Source organism: Streptomyces speibonae (assembly GCF_984686075.1).
Genome location: NZ_OZ480260.1, coordinates 6375904 through 6397389, shown reverse-complemented (window position 1 = coordinate 6397389; position 21486 = coordinate 6375904). Strand labels below are relative to the sequence as shown.

Genomic DNA, 21486 nt, shown 5'->3' with positions numbered 1-21486 from the left:
CGGGGGGCGCCCGGATGACCGGCGGTCGGCGCGCGGAGGAACGCCCCGGGCGCAAGCAGCGTCCGCACAACCTGTTCGAAGCCGCGGCAGCGTACGTCGCGGCCCGCGCGGAGGACGATCAGGAACGGATGGACGAGGTGGCGGGCTGGGTGTCGCCGGAAGCGCGGAGTGGCTTGTAGGAATTGACCGGGGAGGGATTTCAGGGGGGCGTGCGAGGATCGGAGAGGTATCTCACATGTGTGCGTGAACAGGAGTGCGCTATGGCAACGAAGCCGCCCAAGAGTGACCCGGTTCAGGACGCGCCGCGGGTCGCCGAGCCCAAGCGGGCGGCCGCCGGGCTGCCCGCGATCGGGCACACCCTGCGCATGGCCCAGCAGCAGATGGGTGTGAAGCGCACGGCGCTGACGCTGCTCAGTGTCAACCAGAAGGACGGCTTCGACTGTCCCGGCTGTGCCTGGCCGGAGGGGGACCACCGGCACCGCGCGGAGTTCTGTGAGAACGGCGCGAAGGCGGTGGCCGAGGAGGCGACCCTGCGCCGGGTCACCCCGGAGTTCTTCGCCGCGCACCCGGTGGCCGACCTGGCCGGCCGCAGCGGCTACTGGCTGGGGCAGCAGGGGCGGCTGACGCACCCCATGTATCTGCCCGAGGGCGGCGACCGCTACGAGCCGGTCACCTGGGAGCGCGCCTTCGACATCGTCGCCGAGGAGATCGCCGCCCTGGCCTCCCCCGACGAGGCCGTCTTCTACACCTCGGGGCGCACCAGCAACGAGGCCGCCTTCCTGTACCAGCTCTTCGCGCGCCGGCTCGGCACCAACAACCTGCCCGACTGCTCGAACATGTGCCACGAGTCCTCCGGCTCGGCCCTGTCGGAGACGATCGGCGTCGGCAAGGGCAGCGTGCTGCTGGAGGACCTCCACAAGGCCGATCTGATCATCGTCGCCGGGCAGAACCCGGGCACCAACCATCCGCGCATGCTGTCCGCCCTGGAGGCGGCGAAGGCGAACGGCGCGCGGATCATCAGCGTCAATCCGCTGCCCGAGGCGGGCCTGGAGCGCTTCAAGAACCCGCAGACCCCCAAGGGGCTCACCACCGGTACGGCCCTGACCGACCTGTTCCTGCAGATCCGCATCGGCGGCGACCAGGCCCTCTTCCGTCTCCTCAACCGGCTGATCCTCGACACGCCGGAGGCGGTCGACGAGGAGTTCGTACGCGAACACACACACGGCTTCGAGGAGTTCGCCGAGGCCGCGCGCGCCGCCGACTGGGACGACACGCTCACCGCGACCGGTCTCACGCGTGGGGACATCGAGCAGTGTCTGCGGATGGTCCTGGAGTCCAAGCGCGTCATCGTCTGCTGGGCGATGGGTCTCACCCAGCACAAGCACTCCGTGCCGATGATCCGCGAGGTCGTCAACTTCCTTCTGCTGCGCGGCAACATCGGCCGACCGGGCGCGGGCGTGTGCCCGGTGCGCGGGCACTCCAACGTGCAGGGCGACCGCACCATGGGCATCTTCGAGCGGCCCGCCCCGGCCTTCCTGGACGCCCTGGAGAAGGAGTTCGGTTTCGCACCGCCGCGCGAGCACGGCTACGACGTGGTGCGGGCCATCCGCGCGCTGCGCGACGGGAAGGCGAAGGTCTTCTTCGCCATGGGCGGCAACTTCGTCTCCGCCTCCCCCGACACGGAGGTCACCGAGGCGGCGATGCGCCGCGCGCGGCTGACGGTGCATGTGTCGACCAAGCTGAACCGCTCGCACACGGTCACCGGCGCGCGGGCGCTGATCCTGCCGACGCTCGGCCGCACGGAGCGCGATGTCCAGGCCGGCGGCGAGCAGTTCGTGACCGTCGAGGACTCCATGGGGAGGGTGCACGCCTCGCGCGGCCGGCTGGCGCCGGCGAGCCCGCAACTGCTGTCCGAGCCGGCGATCGTGTGCCGGCTGGCCCGCCGGGTCCTCGGCGACGACAGCACCGTGCCCTGGGAGGAGTTCGAGAAGGACTACGCGGCGATCCGCGACCGCATCGCGCGGGTGGTCCCCGGCTTCGAGGACTTCAACGCACGCGTGGCGCACCCCGGGGGCTTCGCGCTGCCGCACGCCCCGCGCGACGAGCGCCGCTTCCCCACCGCCACCGGCAAGGCCAACTTCACCGCGGCGCCGGTGGAGTACCCCGAGCTGCCCGAGGGCCGCCTGCTGTTGCAGACGCTCCGCTCGCACGACCAGTACAACACCACGATCTACGGCCTGGACGACCGCTACCGGGGGATCACGAACGGCCGCCGCGTGGTGCTGGTCAACCCGGAGGACGCGCGGGAGCTGCGTCTGGTGGACGGCAGCTACGTCGATCTCGTCGGCGAGTGGAAGGACGGTGTGGAGCGCCGGGCGCCCGGTTTCCGGGTCGTGCACTATCCGACGGCGCGGGGCTGTGCCGCCGCGTACTACCCGGAGACGAACGTGCTGGTGCCGCTGGACGCCACCGCGGACACCAGCAACACCCCGGCCAGCAAGTCCGTCGTGGTGCGTCTGGAACAATCGGCGACCGACTGAGCGTTCGCTCAGCAGACAGCCGTACGACGCGGCACGACACGACGCAGCACGAATGGAGCCGGGCCCATGGGCGAGCAGCAGCAGGTGAAGTTCCCGCAGGAGGTCCTCGACGAGTACGCCACGCTCGGGGTGGACCTGCCGGCGCTGTTCTCGGCGGGCCACCTGGGCACGCGCATGGGCGTGCAGATCCGCGAGGCCTCGGCGGAGCGGGTGGTGGGGACGATGCCGGTGGAGGGCAACACCCAGCCGTACGGGCTGCTGCACGGCGGCGCCTCGGCCGTGCTGGCCGAGACGCTGGGCTCGGTGGGCTCGATGCTGCACGGCGGCAGTTCCAAGATCGCGGTCGGTGTCGACCTCAACTGCACGCATCACCGCGGTGTCCGCTCCGGCCTGGTCACCGGGGTCGCCACGCCGGTGCACCGGGGGCGGTCCACGGCGACGTACGAGATCGTCATCACCGACGAGGCGGACAAGCGGGTGTGCACCGCGCGGCTGACCTGTCTGCTGCGGGACGTGAAGCCCGGCGACGCGGAGCGGGCGGCGGGCTGACGTCCGCCGCGCGGGGAGCGGCCGCCCCGGGCGCTCCCCGCCCCACCGCCATTGCCTCCGGCCGGGCGGCGCCTTAGCGTTCGGGTCATGCGACGGGGAGGCACCTCTCGGGCGTGGGCGGGGGCGTTCGCCACGCCCTTCGCGGCCGCGCTGCTGGCGTGCTCGGCGGTGGCCGGATGCGGCACCGCGGATTCCGGCCACGCGGGCCGCGCGACCCCGGCGACGGGGCCGGGGACGGACGGCAGCGGCACGGCCTCGCCGGCACCGCGGGTCACGTCCGACACGGAATTGTGTACGAGACTCGTCGGCCACGGTGCGCGCGAGGTGCTGGACGGCCGCGCCTACGGCGACTACCAGTCCATGGGGCTGTCCGGCGGCCAGTACGACATCCTGCGCGAGGTGGTGGACGCCGCGCGGGCCGCGCGGCGTCAGGGGACCGCCGACGTCGGTGAGCTGATCGACCGTCGGGCGCGTGAGGGGTGCGCCGCGTGGTACCGCTCCGGCGGACCGGACGAGGGGCCCTGGCGGTGAGCGGGATCGGCCCGGTGGAACCGGGCGAGGGCACCCGGGTGCACACCGCTCCCGTCGTGCGCCGCCCTCAACTCGGCCGCACGGTACGGCACTTCGAGCGGCACCGCAGGGCCGTGCTCGGCACGCTGCTCACCTCGGCCGTGCTCGCCGGCAGCGGCTACCTCTACCTCACCCGTCCCCGCCCTCAGGCGCCGCCGGCCCCGCCCTACCCGAGTCAGGTGACCGCCCTGACCTACGTGAAGGCGCGAGCCATGGACGCCGGGAAGGGCCGGCGGGAGTTTTCCTTCGACGTGGAGATGACCATGGAATCCGGCCCTCCGGTCACCGTCACCCGGATATCCCAGCCGTATGCCGGACTGTCCGTGACATCCACCCCTCACCCCCCTTTCGGGACAAAAGCGGGAGTGCCACTCAAGATCACGATCACCATGCGGGTGACGGACTGCGGAAAAGCGCCGCGGAACGCGGGGCTGCCTTTCTTGGATGTAACTTTACGTAATACACGCGCAATCGAGGACCACAGCTTCATCCTCGGATCACGGTACGCACAGGACCTCTCCAGCGCCCTGCAAGTAGCCTGCAGCAACAACTTCGGGTAATCACCAAAAGGCCCGAGACACCTGAACCGACCCCGCCGGTTCCTGCGGTTTCTCATCATCCGGACAGTACAAAACGGCCAGAATTCCACCGTTCCCCCCACGGAGTACCGCTCTGCAATACGTCGTGTCATAACAAGAGCGTCACAGCCTTGGCCAGAGTCTCCTCCGCATTCCCCACACACGCTTAGAGTCACGGCCAGTCACCGCGCCGCCCGATTCACACGTCGGCCCAGCGCTCGACTCGGCCGTTTCCACGGGGAAGCGGCTGTCTGGTGAAAGGACTGGATCGTGCGTCAACGTTCACTCATCGCCATCACCGCCGCGCTGGCGGCGGGAGCACTCACCCTCACCGCCTGCGGCTCACGCGACGAGGACGGCGGCGGCAGCTCGGACTCCGGCAACGGTGGCACCACCGTGGTGATCGGCGTCGACGCTCCGCTGACCGGCGACCTGTCCGCGCTGGGCCTCGGCATCAAGAACTCCGCCGACCTCGCGGCGAAGACCGCCAACAAGGAGAAGTACGTCGAGGGCATCACCTTCAAGATCGAGGCGCTCGACGACCAGGGCCAGGCCTCCGTCGGCCAGCAGAACGCCACCAAGCTCGTCGCCAACGACGACGTCCTCGGCGTCGTGGGCCCGCTGAACTCCTCCGTCGGCGAGTCCATGCAGAAGGTGTTCGACCAGGCCAAGCTGGTCGAGGTCTCCCCGGCCAACACCAACCCCGCCCTGACCCAGGGCGTGAATTGGCAGACCGAGAAGGCCCGTCCGTACAAGTCGTACTTCCGTACCGCGACCACGGACGCCATCCAGGGCCCGTTCGCCGCGCAGTACGTCTACAACGACGCCAAGAAGAAGAAGGTCTTCGTCATCGACGACAAGAAGACCTACGGCGCCGGCCTCGCCGCCACCTTCACCGACGAGTTCAAGAAGCTCGGCGGCCAGGTCGTGGGCACGGAGCACATCAACCCCGACAGCAAGGACTTCAACGCTGTCGCCACCAAGGTCAAGAACTCCGGCGCCGACGTCGTCTACTACGGCGGCGAGTACCCGCAGGCCGGACCGCTGAGCAAGCAGATCAAGGAAGCCGGCGCCAAGATCCCGCTGGTCGGCGGTGACGGCATCTACAGCGCCGACTTCATCAAGCTGGCCGGCACGGCGGGCACCGGCGACCTGGCCACCTCGGTCGGCGCGCCGGTCGAGGAGCTGCCCTCCGCCAAGGAGTTCGTCGCCAACTACAAGGCCGAGGGGTACAAGGAGGCCTACGAGGCGTACGGCGGCTACTCCTACGACTCGGCCTGGGCGATCATCGAGGCCGTCAAGAAGGTCGTCGAGGCCAACGACGGCAAGCTTCCCGACGACGCCCGCTCCAAGGTCGTCGACGCCATGCAGGACGTCTCCTTCGACGGAGTGACCGGAAAGGTCTCCTTCGACGAGTTCGGTGACGCGACCAACAAGCAGCTCACCGTCTACTCCGTCAAGGACGGCGACTGGACCACGGTGAAGTCGGGCACCTTCACCGGCTGACCTCCGCCCGCACCACTCCCACGAGCCGCGCGGGGCGCTGTTCCACTGGCGCCCCGCGCGGACTCGGTTCCGGCCCCATCCGTCGAATTTTTCCGAAGTCTCGGAGGACATGCGGTGAACGAACTGCCGCAGCAGCTGGTCAACGGCCTGCTACTGGGATCCATGTACGGGCTGATCGCCATCGGCTACACGATGGTCTACGGCATTGTCCAGCTCATCAACTTCGCGCACGGCGAGATCTTCATGGTCGGAGCCTTCGGCGCACTCACGGTACACATGTACCTCCTGCCCGACGGCACCTCCATCTGGGTGGCCCTGCCCCTGATGCTGATCGGCGCGATGATCGTCTCCGTTCTGGTCGCCATCGGCGCGGAACGGTTCGCCTACCGTCCCCTGCGCGGTGCCCCCCGCCTCGCCCCGCTCATCACCGCCATCGGGCTCTCCCTCGCGCTCCAGCAGGCCATCTGGGCCTTCTACCCCAACGCGAAGTCCAAGCTGGCCTTCCCGCAGATCGACGGCGGTCCGTTCACCATCGGCGGCGCCACGCTGCAGACCGGCGACATCTTCCTCCTCGTCGCCGCGCCGATCAGCATGGGCTTCCTCGCCTACTTCGTGATGCGCACCCGCACCGGACGCGGCATGCAGGCCACTGCCCAGGACCCGGACACCGCCAAGCTGATGGGCGTCAACACCGACCGCATCATCGTGGTCGCCTTCGCCCTCGGTGCCGTCTTCGCCGCCATCGGCGGCGTCGCCAACGGCCTCAAGTACGGCCAGATCGACTTCAAGATGGGCTTCATCCTCGGTCTCAAGGCCTTCACCGCGGCCGTTCTCGGCGGCATCGGCAACATCTACGGCGCCATGATCGGCGGCGTGGTCCTCGGCATCGCCGAGACCCTGGCCACCGCCTACATCGCCGACATACCCGGTCTGGACAAGTTCGGCAGCCAGTCCTGGGCCGACGTCTGGGCCTTCATCCTCCTCATCCTCGTGCTGCTGTTCCGGCCGCAGGGCCTGCTCGGCGAGCGCGTTGCGGACAGGGCGTGACACCGATGACCACACAGACCACCACCTCCAAGACCGCGGCCTCCGCCGCCGCGAGCACCGCCACCGGCCTCATCGGCATCCCCCCGCACCTCGGCCGCGCCCTCGCCACCGGCGGCAGCGTCCTTGCCGTCGTCTCCACCTTCCTCGCCTGGACCTGGACCGCCGCGTTCCCCGGCGACCTCACCGTCTACGCCTACCCCGGCGGCCTGCAGGTCCTGGTCCTCGTGGGCGGCGCGCTCGCCGCGCTCTTCGGCCTCTCCTCCTACGGCGTCAAGGGACTGGGCTGGCTCACCCCGGCCGGCGCCGACGCGGCCCTCAAGTACGCCGTGCTCGGCACCTTCGCCACCGCCTGGTACACCGTCCTCGCGATCACCATCGACCTCGGCGGGCTCGTCAACCTCGAGCCCGGCGGCTACCTCGTCGCCGCCGCCACGCTGATCGCCCTGATCGGTGCCCTCGCCCTGCCCTTCGAACGGCCCGAACCCGACCCGTTCGACCCGGACGACACCGGCTGGGAGCGGTTCAAGCACAGCACCGGCCACAGCCTCGCCGTACTGCGCGCGGCCTTCGCCTCCGGCAGCCCGCGCCCCGTGCGGACCCTGCCGGGCTACGCCGAGATCCTGATCATCGTCGGCGTCCTCGCCCTCGCCCTGGTCGTCTTCACCTACGGCATCGGCACCGAGTACGACGAGCTCTTCGTCGGCTTCCTGATCACCGCCGGTTTCGGCTTCGCCGCGCTCAACCGCTCCGGTCTGATCGCCCACGCCTCGCAGATCACCGGGCGGCACACCAACATCACCGTCTGCGGCGCGTTCATCGCCGCGGCCTGCTTTCCGTTCACCCAGACCGACGACCAGTACGCCACCCTCGGCGTCTACATCCTCATCTTCGCCACCGTCGCCCTGGGTCTGAACATCGTCGTCGGCCTGGCCGGCCTGCTCGACCTCGGTTACGTCGCCTTCCTCGGCGTGGGCGCCTACGCCGCCGCGCTGGTCTCCGGCTCCCCCAGCTCGCCGTTCGGCGTCCAGTTCCCCTTCTGGGCCGCCGTCATCGTCGGCGCCATCGCCTCGCTGGTCTTCGGCGTGCTCATCGGCGCCCCGACGCTGCGGCTGCGCGGCGACTACCTCGCCATCGTCACCCTCGGCTTCGGTGAGATCTTCCGGATCGCGGCCAACAACACCGACGGCACCTCCGGACCGGACCTCACCAACGGCTCCAACGGCATCGCGTCCGTCCCGGACCTGAAGATCCTCGGCTTCGACCTCGGGATACAGCACGACATCGCCGGCTTCACCATCGGGCGGTTCGCCAACTACTTCTTCCTGATGCTGCTCATCACGGCCGTCGTCGTGCTCGTCTTCCGGCGCAGCGGCGACTCCCGCATCGGCCGGGCCTGGGTCGCCATCCGCGAGGACGAGACCGCGGCCGAGGCCATGGGCATCCACGGCTTCCGGGTCAAGCTCATCGCCTTCGCGGTCGGCGCCACCCTCGCCGGTCTCGCCGGCACCGTGCAGGCGCACGTCACCTACACCGTGACGCCCGAGCAGTACCTGTTCGCCGGCACCTCCCCGCCCAACTCCGCCTTCCTGCTCGCCGCGGTCGTCCTCGGCGGCATGGGCACCATCGCCGGGCCCCTCATCGGAGCCGCGCTGCTCTTCCTGATCCCCAACAAGCTCCAGTTCCTGGGCGACTTCCAGCTCCTCGCCTTCGGTCTCGCGCTCGTCCTGCTGATGCGCTTCCGTCCCGAGGGCCTCATCCCCAACCGGCGCCGCCAACTGGAGTTCCACGAAGAGGCCGAAGCGCCCACCGTCCTGAGCAAGACAGGGGCCTGACCACCATGACCACCGACATCACCACCAAGGACAACGCCCCGGGCGCACCCGCTCCCGGCACCACGGTCCTCGACGCGCGCGGCGTGACCATGCGCTTCGGCGGCCTCACCGCCGTCCGCGACGTCGACCTCACCGTCAGCAGCGGCGAGATCGTCGGTCTCATCGGCCCCAACGGCGCCGGGAAGACCACCTTCTTCAACTGCCTGACCGGCCTCTACGTCCCCACCGAGGGCGAGGTCCGCTACAAGGGCAAGGTGCTGCCGCCCAAGTCGTTCAAGGTCACCGCCGCGGGCATCGCCCGGACGTTCCAGAACATCCGGCTCTTCGCCAACATGACCGTCCTGGAGAACGTCCTCGTCGGCCGCCACACGCGGACCAAGGAGGGCTTCTGGTCGGCCGTCCTGCGCGGACCGGGCTTCCACAAGGCGGAGGCGGCGTCCCGGGTCCGGGCCATGGAACTCCTGGCGTTCGTCGGCCTCGACGCCAAGGCCGACCACCTCGCGCGCAACCTCCCCTACGGTGAGCAGCGCAAGCTGGAGATCGCCCGCGCCCTCGCCAGCGAACCCGGGCTGCTGCTCCTGGACGAGCCCACCGCCGGCATGAACCCCCAGGAGACCCGGGCGGCCGAGGAGCTGATCTTCGCCATCCGCGACCAGGGCATCGCCGTCCTCGTGATCGAGCACGACATGCGGTTCATCTTCAACCTCTGCGACCGCGTCGCCGTGCTCGTCCAGGGCCAGAAGCTCGTCGAGGGCGATCCGGCCACCGTCCAGGGCGACGAGCGCGTCATCGCCGCCTACATCGGCGAACCCATGGAGAACGATCCCGGCGCCGCCGAGGCCGCCGAGGTCGAGGCCGCCGAAGCCGCGGCCGAGGCCGAGGCCGAGACCGCCCAGGACGCCGCGCCCGGCAAGGAGAACGACCGATGACCGCACTCCTCGAAGTCGAGGACCTCAAAGTCGCCTACGGCAAGATCCAGGCCGTCAAGGGCATCTCGTTCAGCGTCGACGCGGGCGAAGTGGTCACCCTCATCGGCACCAACGGCGCCGGCAAGACCACCACGCTGCGCACTCTCTCCGGGCTGCTCAAGCCCGTCGGCGGCCAGATCAGGTTCAACGGCAGGTCGCTCAAGAAGATCCCGGCCCACAAGATCGTCTCCATGGGGCTCGCCCACTCCCCCGAGGGGCGGCACATCTTCCCGCGCATGACCATCGAGGACAACCTCCGCCTCGGTGCCTTCCTGCGCAGCGACAAGGCGGGCATCGAGCAGGACATCAAGCGCGCCTACGACCTCTTCCCCATCCTCGGGGAACGCCGCAAGCAGGCCGCGGGCACCCTCTCCGGCGGAGAGCAGCAGATGCTCGCCATGGGCAGGGCGCTGATGTCCCGGCCCCAGCTCCTCATGCTCGACGAACCCTCCATGGGTCTGTCGCCGATCATGATGCAGAAGATCATGGCGACCATCGCCGAGCTGAAGTCGCAGGGCACCACCATCCTGCTCGTCGAGCAGAACGCCCAGGCGGCCCTCTCCCTGGCGGACCACGGCCACGTCATGGAGGTCGGCAACATCGTCCTCTCCGGCACCGGGCAGGACCTCCTGCACGACGAGTCGGTCCGCAAGGCCTACCTCGGCGAGGACTGAGGCACCCGAAGAGGCCCGCGTCCCCTTCCCTGCCGGGGGGGACGCGGGCCTCTTCGTGCCGGCCGGCCGCGGCTCTAGCCTTTGGACGCCTTCTTCTCCTCGGCATCGTCGATGACCGCCTGGGCGACCTGCTGCATCGACATCCGCCGGTCCATCGACGTCTTCTGGATCCAGCGGAACGCCGCCGGCTCCGTCAGCCCGTACTGGGTCTGCAGCACCGACTTGGCCCGGTCGACCAGCTTGCGCGTCTCCAGCCGCAGGCTCAGATCGGCGACCTCCCGCTCCAGCTCCTTGAGCTCGGTGAACCGCGAGACGGCCATCTCGATCGCCGGCACCACGTCGCTCTTGCTGAACGGCTTCACCAGGTACGCCATCGCTCCCGCGTCCCGGGCCCGCTCCACCAGGTCCCGCTGGGAGAACGCGGTCAGCATCAGCACCGGGGCGATGCTCTCCTCGGCGATCTTCTCCGCCGCGGAGATGCCGTCCAGCTTGGGCATCTTCACATCGAGGATCACCAGGTCGGGCCGGTGCTCCCGGGCCAGTTCGACGGCCTGCTCGCCGTCCCCCGCCTCACCCACGACGGTGTAGCCCTCCTCCTCCAGCATCTCTTTGAGATCGAGCCGGATCAGGGCCTCGTCCTCGGCGATCACGACACGCGTCGTCATCGGAGGCACGTGCGACTTGTCGTCGTCGGGCACGTCTACAGGCTGGGGCGACTCGGGGGCGCTCACGTGGGCTCCTTGGTGCGGGGCAGACCGGTACTGCTGACAAGAGCGTACCCAGCTGCGGTAAGGTGGGGGCACGGCGGGTAACCGTCGACCTTCGTTTTGCAGGGCGCCCCGGTAGCCCAGCGGTAGAGGCAATGGTCTCAAACACCATCCAGCGTCGGTTCGAATCCGACCCGGGGTACTTTTCCTCTGTATCCAAGGTCCGCATTTGACAGCGGATGTCCGCCTTTTCGGTGAACATCCGCTTTTTTGTTGCGCGTCGGCGTGTCCGCGCTCGGGCCCGCTACCTGGGGCCGTCGTCCTCACCGATGTGGTGCACCCGGACGAGGTTCGTCGTCCCGGAGACCCCCGGAGGGGATCCCGCGGTGATCACCACGGTGTCGCCCTTGGCGCAGCGGGCGTAGCGCAGGAGCAGGTCGTCGACCTGGTCGACCATCGCGTCCGTGGTCTCCGCGTGGGGGCCGAGGAAGGTCTCCACGCCCCACGTGAGGCTGAGTTGGGAGCGGGTGGCCGGGTCGGGGGTGAAGGCGAGCACCGGGATCGGCGAGCGGTAGCGGGACAGCCGGCGGGCGGTGTCGCCGGACTGGGTGAAGGCGACCAGGAAGCGGGCGCCGAGGAAGTCACCCATCTCGGCCGCCGCGCGGGCGACCGCCCCTCCCTGGGTGCGGGGCTTGTTGCGCTCGGTGAGCGGCGGAAGCCCCTTGGCGAGGATGTCCTCCTCGGCCGCCTCGACGATGCGCGCCATGGTGCGGACGGTGTCGACGGCGTGCTTGCCGACGCTGGTCTCGCCGGAGAGCATGACGGCGTCGGTGCCGTCGATCACGGCGTTGGCGACGTCGGAGGCCTCGGCACGGGTGGGGCGCGCGTTGTCGATCATCGAGTCGAGCATCTGGGTGGCGACGATGACCGGCTTGGCGTTGCGCTTGGCGAGCTTGATGGCGCGCTTCTGGACGATGGGCACCTGTTCGAGGGGCATCTCCACGCCGAGGTCCCCGCGGGCGACCATGATGCCGTCGAAGGCTGCGACGATGTCGTCGATGCTGTCGACCGCCTGGGGCTTCTCCACCTTGGCGATGACGGGAAGGCGGCGGCCCTCCTCGTCCATGATGCGGTGGACGTCCTTGATGTCGCGTCCGCTGCGGACGAAGGACAGGGCGATCACGTCGAAGCCGGTGCGCAGGGCCCAGCGCAGGTCGTCCTCGTCCTTCTTGGAGAGCGCGGGCACCGACACGGCGACGCCGGGGAGGTTGAGCCCCTTGTGGTCGGACACCATGCCGCCCTCGACGACAGTGGTGCGGACGCGGGGGCCGTCCACGGCGGTGACCTCGAGGGTGACCTTGCCGTCGTCGACGAGGATGCGCTCGCCGGTGGTGACGTCGGCGGCGAGACCGGCGTAGGTGGTGCCGCAGATGCGGCGGTCGCCCTCGGCGCCTTCCTCGACGGTGATGGTGAAGCTGTCGCCGCGTTCAAGGAGTACGGGGCCTTCGGTGAAGCGGCCGAGGCGGATTTTCGGACCTTGAAGGTCGGCGAGGAGGCCGACACTGCGGCCGGTCTCGTCGGCGGCCTTCCGGACCCGTCGGTAGCGCTCCTCGTGCTCGGCGTGACCACCGTGGCTGAGGTTGAAGCGGGCCACGTCCATGCCGGCGTCGACCAGGGCTTTGATCTGGTCGTACGAGTCGGTGGCGGGGCCCAGGGTGCAGACGATTTTCGCTCGGCGCATGTTCCGACCCTAGGGCTTACCGGCCGGTAGCGATTTGGTTGCGGGTGACGACTCAACGGCCTGTCGTTGAAGGGTTATTGACAAGTGTTGAAGTGTGCGCGGAGCCGCTCCGATGAGCACGCGACGGCCGGTCGCGGGGATCCTCACAGGATCGCAACCTGTCATGGACTGTTCGCGGTAGACGTGTTCAGGTCAGAATCGGGCGAGCCAGTCTACGCGCGTTGTTCGTGGTACGAGGAGAACCTGAGATGCCGTTGAACCGCCGGAAGTTTCTGAAGAGGTCCGCTGTGACGGGGGCGGGGGTGGCGCTGGCGGGTACGGCGGCCCCCGCGGCCGAGGCAGCCGGGGCGGGACGGGGGAGGAAGCCGGTGAAGCGGTACGCGCTGACCGTGATGGGCACGACGGACCTGCACGGGCACGTCTTCAACTGGGACTACTACAAGGACGCCGAGTACACCGACGACGCGGGCAACGCGCAGGGCCTGGCCCGGATGTCCACGCTGGTGGACCAGGTCCGCCGGGAGAAGGGCCGCCGCAACACCCTGCTCCTGGACGCGGGCGACACCATCCAGGGCACCCCGCTGACCTACTACTACGCCAAGGTCGACCCGATCACCGCCGAGGGCGGCCCGGTGCACCCGATGGCGCGCGCGATGAACGCCATCGGGTACGACGCCGTGGCGCTCGGCAACCACGAGTTCAACTACGGCATCGAGACGCTGCGCAGGTTCGAGGAGCAGTGCGACTTCCCGCTGCTGGGCGCCAACGCGCTGGACGCCACGACGCTCAGGCCCGCCTTCCCGCCGTACGTCATCAAGAAGTTCCACGTGAAGGGCGCTCCCCCGGTGAAGGTGGCGGTGCTGGGACTGACGAACCCCGGCATCGCGATCTGGGACAAGGCGTATGTGCAGGGGAAGCTGACCTTCCCGGGTCTGGAGGAACAGGCGGCCCGGTGGGTGCCGAAGCTGCGGTCGATGGGCGCGGACGTCGTGGTGGTCTCGGCGCACTCGGGGTCGTCGGGGACGTCGTCGTACGGCGACCAGCTGCCGTACGTGGAGAACGCGGCGGCGAACGTGGCGCGGCAGGTGCCGGGGATCGACGCGATCCTGGTCGGGCACGCGCACGAGGAGATCGCGGAACTGCGGGTCACCAACGACGAGACGGGCCGGGACGTCGTGCTGTCGGAGCCGCTGTGCTTCGCCGAGCGGCTGTCGCTGTTCGACTTCGAGCTGGTCCTCGAGCGGGGCCGCTGGCGGGTGGAGTCGGTGCGGGCGTCGCTGCGCGACGCGGCGACGGTGGCGGACGACCCGCGGATCACCCGGCTGCTCGGCGACGACCACGCGCAGGTCGTGGAGTACGTCAACCAGGTGGTGGGGTCGGCGACCGAGACGCTGACGACGGTGGAGGCACGGTACAAGGACGCGCCGATCATCGACCTGATAAGCAAGGTGCAGGAGGACGTGGTCCGGGCGGCGCTCGCGGACACCGAGTACGCCTCGCTCCCGGTGCTGTCGCAGGCGTCACCGTTCTCGCGGACGTCCGAGATCCCGGCGGGCGAGGTGACGATCCGTGATCTGTCGAGCCTGTACGTGTACGACAACACACTGGTCGCGAAGGTGATGACGGGCGCGCAGGTCAGGGCGTACCTGGAGTACTCGGCGGAGTACTTCGCGCAGACCGCGGCCGGCGAGCCGGTGGACGTCGACCGGCTGACGAACGCCGGCGGCCGCCCCGACTACAACTACGACTATGTGTCGGGCCTTCGGTACGAGATCGACATCGCGCAGCCGGCCGGCTCGAGGATCAGGAACATCACGTGCGACGGGGCGGCCCTCGACGACGGACAGCGATTCGTCTTCGCGGTGAACAACTACCGGGCCAACGGCGGCGGCGCGTTCCCGCACGTGGCGTCGGCGACGGAGGTGTGGTCGGAGTCGACGGAGATCCGGACGCGGATCGCGGAGTGGGTGACGGAGAAGGGCGTCCTGGACCCGAAGGACTTCGCGTCGGTGGACTGGCAGCTGACGCGGGACGGCACACCGGTGTTCTGAGCGCCCTTCCCCGCTACGGCGGGGTCCCGTCCGCCAGGGCGCCGAGCCGGGTGCCGCGCCGGGCGGGCGGGACCTCAGGCGCCGGCGGACGGAGGCCGAAGGTGGTGAAGGCGGTGCGGGCGGGCAGGGCGTAGGCGCGGCGGCCGGTGAGGTGGTTGAGGATCGTGGCGCTGCGCCAGGCGGCGAGCCCCAGGTCGGGTGTGCCGACGCCGTGGGTGTGGAGTTCGGCGTTCTGGACGTAGACGCTGCCGGTGACGGCGGGGTCGAGGACCAGGCGGAAGTGCGCGTCGATGCGGGGCCGCCCGGCGTCGTCGCGCCGCAGCCAGGGGTCGAGGGGCGCGAGCAGCCCGTCCAGGGGGCGTGCGCGGTGGCCGGTGGCGAGGACGACGGCGTCGGTGGTGAGCCGGGAGCGGGTGCCCTGCCGGGTGTGTTCGAGGCCCAGTTCGATGCCCGCCCGGCCGGTGCGGCGTGCGCTGCGGACGCGGACGGCGGGGGTGAGGACGGTGTCCGGCCAGCCGCCGTGGAGGGTGCGCCGGTAAAGCTCGTCGTGGATGGCGGCGATGGTGGCGGCGTCGATGCCCTTGTGCAACTGCCACTGCGCGGGGACGAGCCGGTCGCGGACGGGTTCGGGCAGGGCGTGGAAGTAGCGGGTGTGGTCGGGGGTGAAGTGTTCGAGGCCGAGTTTGGAGTACTCCATGGGGGCGAAGGCCTCGGTGCGGCCGATCCAGTGGAGCCGTTCCCGTCCGGCGGGCCGGCGGCGCAGCAGGTCGAGGTAGATCTCCGCGCCGGACTGTCCGATGCCGACGACGGTGAGGTGGCCCGCGGCGAGGAGGGCCGCGCGGTGGGCGAGGTAGTCGTCGGCGTGGACGACGGGCGGCCCGGAGGTGCCGGTGAGGGGGCGGAGCGGTTCGGGCGTCCAGGGTTCGGTGCCGATGCCGAGGACGACGTTGCGCGCGCGGACACGGCCGGCGGCCACGGCCCGGCCGTCGGCACCCAGGCGCGTGACGTCCGCCTCGAAGTGGCCGTGTCCGGCGTTCCAGCGGACGGTGTCGACGTCGTGGCCGAAGTGGAGCGTGGGGATCCGGTCGGCGACCCAGCGGCAGTAGGCCTCGTATTCGGTGCGGCGGATGTGGAACCGCTCGGCGAAGTAGAAGGGGTAGAGGCGTTCGCGGGCCCTGAGGTGGTTCAGGAAGGTCCAGGGGCTGGTGGGGTCGGCGAGCGTCACGAGGTCGGCGAGGAAGGGCACTTGGAGGGTGGCGTCGTCGAGGAGCAGGCCGGGGTGCCAGGTGAAGTGGGGGCGCCGGTCGTAGAAGGCGGCGGTGAGGCCGGGCAGGGGGTGGGCGAGGGCGGCCAGGGAGAGGTTGAAGGGGCCGATGCCGATGCCGACGAGGTCGTGGACGGTCGCGTGGGGCGTGGTCATCGGGGTCCTTCCGCGTGGGCCTGGTGGACGAGGGTGAGCAGGCCGGCCAGGTCGTCGGTGCGCACGGCGGGGTTGAGGAGGGTGGCCTTGAGCCACAGCCGGCCGTCGGCGCGGGCGCGTCCGAGGACGGCGCGGCCGGTGGTGAGCAGGTGCCGGCGCAGGGCCGCGACGCCGGTGTCGTCGGCGCCGGCGGGCCGGAAGAGGACGGTGCTGATGACGGGCCGGCCGTACAGCTCGAGGCGCGGGTCGTCGCCGATCAGGCGGGCGAACTCCCGGGCGTGGGCGCAGACCTGGTCGACCAGGGCGCCGAGGCCGGCCCGGCCGAGGGTCCTGAGCGTGACGGCGGTCTTGAGGACGTCGGGGCGGCGGGTGGTGCGCAGGGAACGGCCGAGGAGGTCGGGGAGCCCGGCGTCGGTGTCGTCGTCGGCGTTGAGGTAGTCGGCGTGGTGCCGCAGGGCCCCGAGGTCCTCGGGGTCGCGGACGGTCAGCAGGCCGGCCGGGACGGGCTGCCAGCCGAGTTTGTGCAGGTCGAGGGTGACGGTGTGGGCGGCGTCCAGTCCGGTGAGCGCGGGCCGGTGGCGGTCGCTGAAGAGCAGCGGCCCGCCGTAGGCGGCGTCGACGTGGAGGCGGGCGCCGTGGGCGGCGCAGCGGGCGGCGATCTCGGGCAGCGGGTCGATCAGGCCGGCGTCGGTGGTGCCGGCGGTGGCGGCGACCAGGTGGGGGCCCGGCACGTGGGTCAGGGCGTCGTCGAGGGCGGCGGGGTCGAGGGTGCCGGCGGGAGCGGGGACCTCGACGGGGTCGGGCAGGCCGAGGAGCCAGGCGGCACGGGGCAGCGAGTGGTGGGCGCCGGCCGCGTGGACGAGCCGCACGGTGGCGCCGAGCCGTTCGCGCGCGAGGAGGAGGGCGAGCTGGTTGGACTCGGTGCCGCCGGTGGTGACGAGGCTGTCGGCGTGGCCGGCCTCGCGGGCGAGGGCCTCGGTGACGAGGGCTTCCAGGGCGGAGGCGGCGGGGGCCTGGTCCCAGGAGTCGAGGGAGGGGTTGAGGACCGAGGCGGCGAGGTCGGCGGCGGCCGCGACGGCGAGGGGCGGGCAGTGCAGGTGGGCGGCGCACCACGGGTGGGCGGGGTCGGCGGCGCCCTCGGCGAGGACCCGGACCAGGGTGTGCAGGGCCTCGGGGTCGCCCCGGTCGGGCAGGACGTCGCCGAGCGCGTCGCGGACCGCCGCGGTGACGGCGTCCGGTCCCCCGGCGGGCAGCGGCCCGCCCCGCGCGCGGCCGCCGGCGTGCAGGGCGTCGAGGACGGTGTCGAGCAGCGGCCGCAGGTGCCGGGACCCGTGCGGACCGGAGGCGAGGGGTCGCGGCGTGCTCATGGGTCCCTCCGGGGCGGTGCGCGGGAGGACTCCAGCTTGTACGGGGATGGGGTGCCGCGTCCGGAAAGCCCGGGGATACGACCCAAAAGGGGGTACGCCCCGGTTGGCGGGCCACGCCCGCGGGGGCGCCGCCGAGCCGTACCGGCGGCGCCCCTGTACGGGCGCCGGGTCAGGTCTGCCGCACGCGCAGCGCGCGGGCCAGGTCGTCGAGCTGGTCGACGAGCTTGCGGCGCAGGGCGGGCGTCGGGTCGGCCTTGCGCAGGCACTTCTCGCCGAGCTTGAGGTGCTCGGAGTCCACCGCGTGGGCGGGGAACGCCCAGCGTCCCGCGGCCTCGGCGATGGCGGGACCGCGGCGGGCGGCGAGGGCGACGGCGTCCTTGTAGTAGCGGGCCACGTAGGGGCGTACCAGCTCGGCCTGTTCGGGCTGCCAGAAGCCCTGGGCGGTGGCGGTGAACAGGTAGTTCGACAGGTCGTCGGAGCCGAACATCGCCTCCCAGGCGCGGGCCTTGGCGTCCGCGTCGGGCAGGGCGGCCCGGCAGCGGGCGGCGCCTTCCTGCCCGGCGGCGCTGGGGTCGCGGCGGAGTTCCCCGGCGATGGCGTCCTCGTCGACGGCGCCGAGCACGGCGAGGCGGGCGAGGACGCGCCAGCGCAGCTCGGGGTCGAGTTCGGGGCCGCCGGGGACGGTGCCCTCGGCGAGCCAGGCGGCGATGGTGTCCGGGTGGACGGCGGTGTCGATGCGGTGCCGCACGGCGATCAGCCGCAGGCCGGGGTGGTCGCCGTCCTCGGTGCGCCGGATGAGGTCGCGGCACAGCTCGGTGAGGGTGGCCAGCGCGGCCGGCCGCCACTCGGGGGCGAGATAGCGGTCGGCGATGTGCGCGGAGGCGAACGCGAGGACGCCCTGCACCAGGGCGAGGTCGGTCTCGTGCGGGAGGTGGGCGCGAGCGATGTCCAGGAAGTCCGTGGCGGTCAGGTCGCCGTCGCGGACGGAGTCCCTGAGGGCGTTCCACACCACCGCGCGGGTGAGCGGGTCGGGCAGCCCGGAGAGCCTGGCGCGCAGGGTGTCCAGGGACTCGGCGTCGAAGCGGATCTTGGCGTAGGTGAGGTCGCCGTCGTTGAGGACGACGAGGGCGGGACGAGTTCCGCCGGGGCTGAAGCCGACGTTCCTGTCGGCGGGGATGTCCGCCTCGAACCGGTTGCGCAGGACCAGCCGGCCGGCGTCATGGAGGTCGCGGTCGTAGACGCCGATGGTGATGCGGTGCGGGCGCCTGCCGCCGGCCCGGACGAGCGTGCCGGCGTGCTTCCGCCCGGGGCGGTCCTTGCCGGGGTCGGGGCCCCGATGGATCCCGGGGTCCCCCAGGTGGTCGATGTCCAGCTGCCAGTGGACGTTGTCGCCGCTGCCCGGCCGCGGGACGAGCGTGTCGACGCCGGTCGTGCGCAGCCAGGCGTCGGCCCAGGCGTGGACGTCGCGTTCGGTGGCGGAGGCGAGGGAGTCGATGAAGTCGGCGAGGGTGGCGTTGGCGAACCGGTGCCGGGCGAAGTGGGTGTTGATGCCGGCGAGGAAGTCCTTCTCGCCGAGCCAGGCGACGAGCTGGCGCAGCGCGGAGGCGCCCTTGGCGTAGGAGATGCCGTCGAAGTTGAGCAGGGCGGAGGCGGTGTCCTCGACGTTCTCGGGGGCGACGGGGTGGGTGGACGGCCGCTGGTCGGCGTCGTAGCCCCACGGCTTGCGGGTGACGCCGAAGTCGGTCCAGGTGTCGGTGAAGCGGGTGGCCTCGGTGAGGGTCTGGTAGCCCATGTACTCGGCGAAGGACTCGTTCAGCCAGATGTCGTCCCACCACTTGAGGGTGACGAGGTCGCCGAACCACATGTGGGCCATCTCGTGGGCGATGACCATGGCACGGGTCTGGCGCTCGGTGTCGGTGACGGCGGAGCGGTAGACGAACTCGTCGCGGAAGGTGACCAGGCCCGGGTTCTCCATCGCGCCCGCGTTGAACTCGGGGACGAAGGCCTGGTCGTAGGAGTCGAAGGGGTAGGGCTCCTCGAACTTCTCGTGGTAGCGGTCGAAGCAGGCGCGGGTGATGTCGAGGAGTTCCTCGGCGTCGGCGTCGAGGTACGGGGCGAGCGAGCGGCGGCAGTGGATGCCGAAGGGCAGGCCGCGGTGCTCGGTGCGCACGGAGTGCCAGGGTCCCGCGGCCACGGCGACGAGGTAGGTGGAGATCAGCGGGGTGGGAGCGGCCCGCCACACGCCCTTGCCGGTGTGCTCGGTGATGCCGTTGGCGAGGACGGTCCAGCCCTGGGGGGCGACGACGGACAGCTCGAAGACGGCCTTGAGGTCGGGCTGGTCGAAGGCGGCGAAGACGCGCTGGACGTCCTCCATGAACAGCTGCGTGTAGACGTAGGTCTCGCCGTCGGTGGGGTCGGTGAAGCGGTGCATGCCCTCGCCGGTGCGGGAGTAGCGCATGGTCGCCTCGACCCGCAGTTCGTGCTCACCGGCGGTGAGGTTCTTCAGCGGCAGCCGGTTGCCGTCGAGGGTCTCGGGGTCCAGGGGCTGTCCGTCCAGGGTGACGGAGCGCAGCTCGGCGGGCTTGACCTCGACGAAGGTGTCCGCGTCCGAGCGGGCGGCGAACGTGATCACGGTGCGGGAGTCGAAGTTCTCGTCCCCGGTGGTCAGATCGAGCTCGACCGAGTAGCGGTGGACATCGAGGAGCTGTGCTCGGTTCTGCGCTTCGTCGCGCGTCAGTACGGACATGCAGGCCATGCTGCCTGATGCCGTTGCCGCGGCACAGAGGCGGATCGGGTACGCGGCCTATGTATCGGGTACGCGGCCTATGTCCGGTCTCGTTCGAGCTCCTCGGTCTGCGCCCCCGCAGGCCGGGCGGGCGCCACGTGCGCGTGTGGATGGGGCAGGGCGGGACGCACGGGAGAGGCGTTGCGTTCCTCGAGCCGGGCGCGCAGGGCGCGGATCTCCGCCTCCAGGGCGAGCCGGCGCTGATGGGCGTCGTAGAGGTGGCGGACCTTGGTGCGCAGGGCCCAGGGGTCGACGGGCTTGGTGACGAGGTCGGCGACACCCAGGGCGTAGGCGGCGGCGCCGAGGCGGCCGTCGCGGGCGAAGCCGGTGAGCAGGACGACGGGAATGTGCTGGGTCTGTTCCAGGCACCGCATGTAGCGCACGACGTCGAGGCCGCCGGTGCCGGGCATGTGCACGTCCAGGAGGAGCAGGCCCACGTTTCCGCGCAGCAGTTGTTTGAGGGCCTCGTCGCCGCTGGTGGCCCGGCCCAGCAGGTGGCCCAGCGGGGCCAGGGCGCTCTCCAGGGCGTAGAGGGTGTCCTCGTGGTCGTCGACGATGAGGATCCGGGCGGGGGACGGCATGGCACGCATCCCTCCTCGTGAGGAACCGGATGGCGGTCCGGGCGCTGACGGGCGGTGCCCGCCGGCTGACAAGGAGTGCACAGCGCAGCATGCCCCGCCCGGGCCGCCCTGTCACTCCCCGGCGGAGAAGCTTCTGCTCCGGTTCGCTGAGGGCGTGGCGCCGTTCGCGGCGTCGTCGGCGATGCGCTCGTGGTGGCGGATCACCTCGGCGACGATGAAGTTGAGCAACTTCTCCGCGAAGGCGGGATCGAGCCGGGCGTCGCCGGCCAGGGCGCGCAGCCGGGCGATCTGCCGGGCCTCACGGGCCGGGTCGGCGGGCGGCAGCCGGTGCTCGGCCTTGAGGCGGCCGACCTGCTGGGTGCACTTGAAGCGTTCGGCGAGCATGTGGATGACGGCCGCGTCGATGTTGTCGATGCTGTCGCGCAGCCGGGTGAGTTCCTCGCGGACGGCGGGGTCGACGTCACCGTCGGCGGCATTGCTGGTGGTCATGGGGGATCAGCCTACGGCGCGGGCGCGGGCCGCGTTGTCCGCGTCCGGGGCGCTCCCCCGGGCGGGCCCGTACAGTGGAAC

The 21486-nt window shown here is 70.9% G+C and carries 17 protein-coding genes and 1 tRNA gene; 11 read left to right on the top strand and 7 right to left on the bottom strand.

Features of this window, described 5'->3' with window-relative positions; genetic code table 11:
* Positions 1–260: 260 nt before the first annotated feature.
* The 9 genes from AC5L3C_RS28735 (at position 261) to AC5L3C_RS28695 (ending at position 10264) form a co-directional block, all read left to right on the top strand.
* A complete protein-coding gene (locus AC5L3C_RS28735) occupies positions 261–2540 on the top strand; it encodes an FdhF/YdeP family oxidoreductase (protein WP_493651808.1) in 2280 nt (759 codons plus the stop codon).
* A 66-nt stretch (positions 2541–2606) separates the two neighbouring features.
* The gene (locus tag AC5L3C_RS28730; RefSeq protein WP_493651807.1) at positions 2607–3089 is read left to right on the top strand and encodes a PaaI family thioesterase; all 483 of its coding nucleotides are present in this window, start codon (positions 2607–2609) and stop codon (positions 3087–3089) included.
* An 87-nt stretch (positions 3090–3176) separates the two neighbouring features.
* Positions 3177–3620, top strand: a complete 444-nt coding sequence (locus AC5L3C_RS28725; protein ID WP_493651806.1) for a hypothetical protein — start codon at positions 3177–3179, stop codon at positions 3618–3620.
* Complete coding sequence (locus AC5L3C_RS28720; protein WP_493651805.1) at positions 3617–4219, top strand: Tat pathway signal sequence domain protein; 603 nt, start codon at positions 3617–3619, stop codon at positions 4217–4219. Before AC5L3C_RS28725 ends, AC5L3C_RS28720 begins: the two co-directional genes overlap by 4 nt.
* A 288-nt stretch (positions 4220–4507) precedes the next feature.
* Positions 4508–5743 carry a branched-chain amino acid ABC transporter substrate-binding protein gene (locus AC5L3C_RS28715; RefSeq protein ID WP_493651804.1) on the top strand — a complete coding sequence of 412 codons (1236 nt, stop codon included), beginning with the start codon at positions 4508–4510 and terminating at the stop codon, positions 5741–5743.
* A 114-nt stretch (positions 5744–5857) separates the two neighbouring features.
* On the top strand, positions 5858–6790 hold the full coding sequence (locus AC5L3C_RS28710) for a branched-chain amino acid ABC transporter permease (protein ID WP_493651803.1): 933 nt from the start codon (positions 5858–5860) through the stop codon (positions 6788–6790).
* Positions 6791–6795: 5 nt separating this feature from the next.
* Complete coding sequence (locus AC5L3C_RS28705) at positions 6796–8622, top strand: branched-chain amino acid ABC transporter permease (RefSeq protein ID WP_493651802.1); 1827 nt, start codon at positions 6796–6798, stop codon at positions 8620–8622.
* A 5-nt stretch (positions 8623–8627) separates the two neighbouring features.
* Entirely contained in the window at positions 8628–9551 is a 924-nt protein-coding gene (locus AC5L3C_RS28700; protein ID WP_493651801.1) for an ABC transporter ATP-binding protein, read from the top strand.
* A complete protein-coding gene (locus AC5L3C_RS28695; RefSeq protein ID WP_125507222.1) occupies positions 9548–10264 on the top strand; it encodes an ABC transporter ATP-binding protein in 717 nt (238 codons plus the stop codon). The genes AC5L3C_RS28700 and AC5L3C_RS28695 overlap by 4 nt, the downstream gene beginning before the upstream one ends.
* 74 nt (positions 10265–10338) lie before the next feature.
* Here AC5L3C_RS28695 and AC5L3C_RS28690 read toward each other — a convergent pair whose 3' ends face one another.
* Positions 10339–10995: an ANTAR domain-containing response regulator gene (locus AC5L3C_RS28690; protein WP_125507220.1), complete on the bottom strand. Its 657-nt coding sequence runs from the start codon at positions 10993–10995 to the stop codon at positions 10339–10341.
* Between the two features lie 105 nt (positions 10996–11100).
* Between AC5L3C_RS28690 and AC5L3C_RS28685 the strand changes: the two genes are divergently transcribed.
* Positions 11101–11173 (top strand) — tRNA-Leu (locus AC5L3C_RS28685).
* 102 nt (positions 11174–11275) lie between these two features.
* Here AC5L3C_RS28685 and pyk read toward each other — a convergent pair.
* Positions 11276–12712, bottom strand: coding sequence for a pyruvate kinase (pyk, locus tag AC5L3C_RS28680; RefSeq protein ID WP_493651800.1), 1437 nt, complete (start codon positions 12710–12712; stop codon positions 11276–11278).
* Between the two features lie 248 nt (positions 12713–12960).
* On the opposite strand from pyk, the gene AC5L3C_RS28675 reads away from it, so the two are divergent.
* A complete protein-coding gene (locus AC5L3C_RS28675; protein ID WP_493651799.1) occupies positions 12961–14763 on the top strand; it encodes a bifunctional metallophosphatase/5'-nucleotidase in 1803 nt (600 codons plus the stop codon).
* A 13-nt stretch (positions 14764–14776) separates the two neighbouring features.
* On the opposite strand, the gene AC5L3C_RS28670 is transcribed toward AC5L3C_RS28675, so the two are convergent.
* The 5 genes from AC5L3C_RS28670 to AC5L3C_RS28650 form a co-directional block, all read right to left on the bottom strand.
* On the bottom strand, positions 14777–16183 hold the full coding sequence (locus AC5L3C_RS28670) for a lysine N(6)-hydroxylase/L-ornithine N(5)-oxygenase family protein (protein WP_493651797.1): 1407 nt from the start codon (positions 16181–16183) through the stop codon (positions 14777–14779).
* Positions 16180–17550: a pyridoxal phosphate-dependent decarboxylase family protein gene (locus AC5L3C_RS28665; protein ID WP_493651796.1), complete on the bottom strand. Its 1371-nt coding sequence runs from the start codon at positions 17548–17550 to the stop codon at positions 16180–16182. Before AC5L3C_RS28665 ends, AC5L3C_RS28670 begins: the two co-directional genes overlap by 4 nt.
* A gap of 169 nt (positions 17551–17719) precedes the next feature.
* Positions 17720–20305 (bottom strand): aminopeptidase N, encoded by a 2586-nt coding sequence (gene pepN / locus AC5L3C_RS28660; RefSeq protein ID WP_493651794.1) that lies wholly within the window; start codon positions 20303–20305, stop codon positions 17720–17722.
* A gap of 68 nt (positions 20306–20373) precedes the next feature.
* Positions 20374–20916, bottom strand: coding sequence for a response regulator (locus AC5L3C_RS28655; protein WP_493651792.1), 543 nt, complete (start codon positions 20914–20916; stop codon positions 20374–20376).
* 111 nt (positions 20917–21027) lie between these two features.
* Positions 21028–21405: a chorismate mutase gene (locus AC5L3C_RS28650; protein ID WP_493651791.1), complete on the bottom strand. Its 378-nt coding sequence runs from the start codon at positions 21403–21405 to the stop codon at positions 21028–21030.
* Between the last annotated feature and the right edge of the window lie 81 nt (positions 21406–21486).